This window comes from Methanohalobium sp., assembly GCF_018609725.1.
In the GTDB taxonomy this organism is placed as follows: Archaea; Halobacteriota; Methanosarcinia; order Methanosarcinales; family Methanosarcinaceae; genus Methanohalobium.
This window is the reverse complement of record NZ_JAHENT010000053.1, coordinates 1-4,423: the sequence shown is the minus strand read 5'-3', so window position 1 is coordinate 4,423 and position 4,423 is coordinate 1. Positions and strand designations below refer to the sequence as shown.

Genomic DNA, 4,423 nt, shown 5'->3' with positions numbered 1-4,423 from the left:
TTTCAAATCCGATTGTTTTTTGTCCCTCGAGTCTGTAGGGGTTGACAGAATTTAACAGATAGAATTTTTCATCGTCACATAACTGGCGTACCAGTACCAGAGCATCATCAAAATTGCCTCTTACACTCAAAACCTTGGCACCATGCATCAAAGCCTGTGCAACTTTACCGAGAGCAACTTTACCTTCTGGTAACAGAACAACTGCAGGTATACCAGCTCTTGCACCATAGATACCAAGTGATGCAGAAGTGTTACCAGTCGATGCACATGCAACAGTTTTCATACCAAGTTCTATAGCTTTTGATACACCAACGGTCATACCTCTGTCTTTAAATGAACCTGTAGGGTTTAGCCCCTCATGTTTCACATAAAGGCTTTTTATACCGATTTTATCAGCAAGGCGGTCACATCTATAAAGAGGGGTGCCTCCTTCTTCAATGGATATTGGTTCCTGTGTTTCATCCACAGGGAGTATTTCCCGGTATTTCCATACTGATGGACATTGTTTTTTGAGTTTGTCCATGTCCAGTTCAATGGTGGAATAGTCATAAATGACATCGAGCAACCCGTTACATTCACCACAGGTGTATACCACATCTGATTCGGTGTACCTTTTTCCGCATTCAATACATTCTAGATGATACATTGAAAATCTCCTGAAAAGAACAATGAAAATAATGGTTATTGTATCATTTTAAATAGGCTGATATGATTTAAAATCTATCTTTTATTTAAATATCTGATGTTATATTACAATCAGATAAAAAATAATACCAGCAAATAAATATATTTTCCTCTATCAAATGTATTAAGTAAATCACTCCAACCGTTATCCTTATTCACTTCCAATATTTAACTGGTTATTATGGACGTAAAAATTTTAAGCGGTTCTGTTTACATTGATAATGTGCAGAGTTTTATAAAGAAATTGGATGACATAGCATCAGTGAATAATGTTACAGTTCAGGCCCTTAATGCGGATAAGTTGGCAGGAAAACGGCACTTAGAATTTGCAGTAAAAAAGGCTTTGAGGGCGATTGAAAACAGGTACAATAGAGCAAAGGATACAGGTATAGAAATAATGCGTTATGCTTCTGGAAAACGCCAGATAGAGGATGCTTTTAATATAGGAATTCATAACGGTACAAATAATATAGCTTTTGTTATTCTGGGTAGCCCTGAGAACATTAGTTATGTCTCTGAAAATCTAAATGAATTAATTACCGAAAATCCAGTTCTTGCTTATGATGAATCCAAAAGAGATTTGATTTTATCAGAATTTGAAATCACACAGCCTGAAGTGGATGCAGTTGGCGAACATAAGATACCCGAACTTGTTCTTGAACGAGTGGCTCTTGTTGATGTTTTAAAATAAAACCCAAACCGTATTATATAAACAGGATATATTTTCTATTATAATATTAAGATAAACAGCCGAGATGACGATATGACCAATCCTAAAACTGCCGAAGAAATGATGAACAATGCAGGTCCGATTGAAACTAACCTGCTTCCAAGGTTAATTAATGTAACAGAAGCCGCAGCTATTGCTGCAGCTCATGAAGTTGGTCTGGGAAACAAAAATTATGCAGACCATGTCTCTGTAGAATCAATGCGAAGGATGCTGAACTCACTGGATATGAAAGGTCTTATAAAAATTGGAGAAGGGGAAAGAGACGAAGCTCCGATGCTATATATCGGTGAAGAAATAGGTACTGGTAAAGGAAACCTTGAAGTGGATATTGCGGTAGACCCGCTAGAAGGGACAAATCTTGTAGCAAATGGGATGCCGGGTTCAATCTCAGTAATGGCTATGTCTGAAAGAGGGGGATTGTTCCATGGTCCCGATGTGTATATGGAAAAGATTGTTGTGGGTTCTGATGTAGTTAAGTATGAAAGAGAGCATCCGGATGAGAAAATAGACCTCGATGCTCCTGTAGCGGACAACCTCAATATTGTTGCAAAAGCACTTAACCGGAACATCGATGAAATAGTAGTAGTTATTTTGGACAGGGAACGCAATTACAAGATAATAGAAGATATTCGACAATCAGGGGCACGTGTGAACCTTGTAACCGATGGAGACCTGATACCCGGTGTAGCAACTGCTATTAGAGGTTCGGGTGTGCATGTTGTTATGGGTTCAGGCGGATCAGGTGAAGCGGTACTTACAGCAGCAGCAATTAAAATACTTGGTGGAAAAATACTTACCAGATTGTTGCTTCCGTCTGTTGCCAAAGGCAAATCCGAAGAAGAGGTAGAAAAAGAAAAACTGGAAAAAATGCCAAGATTGAATAAGATGGGTATAACTGAAGACAATATGGATGCTGTCCTTGATACAGATATGATTGTACCCGGTGAAGATGTAATCTTTGCAGCAACTGGAATAACTTCAGGACACTTTTTAAAACAGGTAAACCTTTTTGGAACCGGTGACGCTCGGGTTCACAGCATATCCATGGGTAGTTCCGGAGTTGTAAGGTTTACAGATTCCATGTATATCCATGATAAGGAAGACGCACCTCTACGGCTATATTGAAAATCATCCACAAGATATATGACCCTCGATATGTAACATATTTGTTAACATGAAAGTCCATGTCGCTACTTACGGTTGTCCTTCCAGTCAGGCAGCCTCGGAAATAATGATGGATGCCATCAAACGCCAAGGTCATGAACTGGTCAATGAAAAGAGTGCAGAAGTTGTTGTTTTCAATACCTGTACAGTAAAATACACAACAGAACAAAAAATTCTTCATAAAATCGGTGATTTGGGAAAAAAAGGTGTAGATGTTGTAGTTTCCGGATGTATGCCTGAAGTACAACTTGAGGATATTCTGGACAATAATCAGAACGCCCATATTCTTGGTGTTAACTCGATTACAAGGATTAATGAGGTACTTGATAGTATTGAAAATACTGAGAACAAGGATAACTCAGGTCAAAGACTGGAGATTTTTTCATCAATACCTGATGATATTTTAAATGCACCAAGAAACCGTTTCAATCAAAATATACATATATGCCAGATATCTCAGGGGTGCAACAACAGATGTGCTTACTGTGTGGTAAGAACAGCAAGAGGCAAATTGAAATCTTTTGATATTGATTCGATTGTAGAAGATGTTAGAAAAGCTGTTTCTGAAGGATGCCGGGAAATCTGGATAACATCTCAGGATAATGCTCAATACGGAACTGACAGACAGGATGATGTTCTTTTACCTCAATTGCTGGATAGGGTAGCGTCTATAAATGGTAATTTTAAAATCAGAGTAGGAATGATGAATCCCTTTTCGGTCTATCCTATACTTGATGACCTGTTAAAGGTTTATGAAAATAACAAAATCTACAAGTTTTTGCATCTTCCAATACAATCAGCATCTGAAAAAGTACTTGGATATATGAACCGTAATTATACTATGTCAGAGGTCGACGAGATTATAACAAAATTTAGAAGCAGGTTCAATGATTTGACACTGGTTACAGATGTTATAGTAGGGTTTCCGGGTGAAACGGAAGATGATTTTTATAAAAGCGTGAACTGGGTTAAAAATTACAGACCTGATAAAGTGAACATATCCCGTTATACACCCCGACCTCATACAAAAGCACTTGAATATCGTAATATTGATTCAAGGATAGTAGTCAGACGATCCAATGAACTGCATCATGTATGTGATACCGTTAAATTAGAATCTAAAAAAGAAATGGTTGGATGGTATGGTAAGGTCTTTGTTTCAAAAGATGCAAAATACAAAGGTGTAATGGCAAGGACAGAGTCCTACAAACCGGTTGTGATTCCTGAGAGTAACCTGCCATCGGGTCAATGGTGTGATGTGGAAATCACTGATACAACTTCTGGATACTTTTTGGGAAAATTAACCGATTAATGATATGTTAACTAAATATCCTTTTTATAAATGAAGCGTAAAACCCCGATGTCTTTAACATCGCATCAAATCGTAGATTTAATGCGAGTTCCATTTCTTTGAAATGAAACACGGGGATGTAAGCGTCTAACACATAACGTAACATTTAAATGATTTAATTAAAAAAAATATAGTAAAATGTATCTCACCCAGAAAAACCATATCAAAGCGGATAAGCAGAAATATGAAGTCTGAAAAGGATTACTAAATTGTCTAAAAACCTGTACAATTTCACTCTGTACATCACAAGACAATACTATTTTGAAAATGCAAAGTACCTCATGAATCCGCTTACCATCTGGTAAAAGACAATGAGAATTACAAAATGCTGCCTTCACAGGTCGCACAGCAGACCATGAAGGTAGTAGATAGGAATATGAAATCGTTTTTCAGGATTCTGGGCGAGAGAAAAAGAGGCAACTACAACCGACCTATAAAGACACCTGAATACCTACCAAAAGACGGTAAATTTGTATGTATATTTCCAAAAGATA

4 protein-coding genes and 1 pseudogene are annotated in these 4,423 nt (G+C 37.5%); 4 read left to right on the top strand and 1 reads right to left on the bottom strand.

Going from position 1 to position 4,423, the window contains the following annotated elements:
• The coding region (thrC, locus tag QZ276_RS03260; RefSeq protein ID WP_292485242.1) for a threonine synthase at positions 1-646 on the bottom strand (646 nt) is incomplete at its 3' end.
• 219 nt (positions 647-865) lie between these two features.
• Between thrC and cgi121 the strand changes: the two genes are divergently transcribed.
• The 4 genes and pseudogenes from cgi121 to QZ276_RS03240 all read left to right on the top strand — a co-directional run.
• On the top strand, positions 866-1,375 hold the full coding sequence (gene cgi121, locus QZ276_RS03255) for a KEOPS complex subunit Cgi121 (RefSeq protein WP_292485240.1): 510 nt from the start codon (positions 866-868) through the stop codon (positions 1,373-1,375).
• Positions 1,376-1,447: 72 nt separating this feature from the next.
• On the top strand, positions 1,448-2,539 hold the full coding sequence (glpX, locus tag QZ276_RS03250; RefSeq protein ID WP_292485238.1) for a class II fructose-bisphosphatase: 1,092 nt from the start codon (positions 1,448-1,450) through the stop codon (positions 2,537-2,539).
• Between the two features lie 49 nt (positions 2,540-2,588).
• A complete protein-coding gene (locus QZ276_RS03245) occupies positions 2,589-3,890 on the top strand; it encodes a tRNA (N(6)-L-threonylcarbamoyladenosine(37)-C(2))-methylthiotransferase (protein ID WP_292485237.1) in 1,302 nt (433 codons plus the stop codon).
• A gap of 177 nt (positions 3,891-4,067) precedes the next feature.
• Positions 4,068-4,423, top strand: a pseudogene (locus QZ276_RS03240) (RNA-guided endonuclease TnpB family protein); the annotation flags it as partial.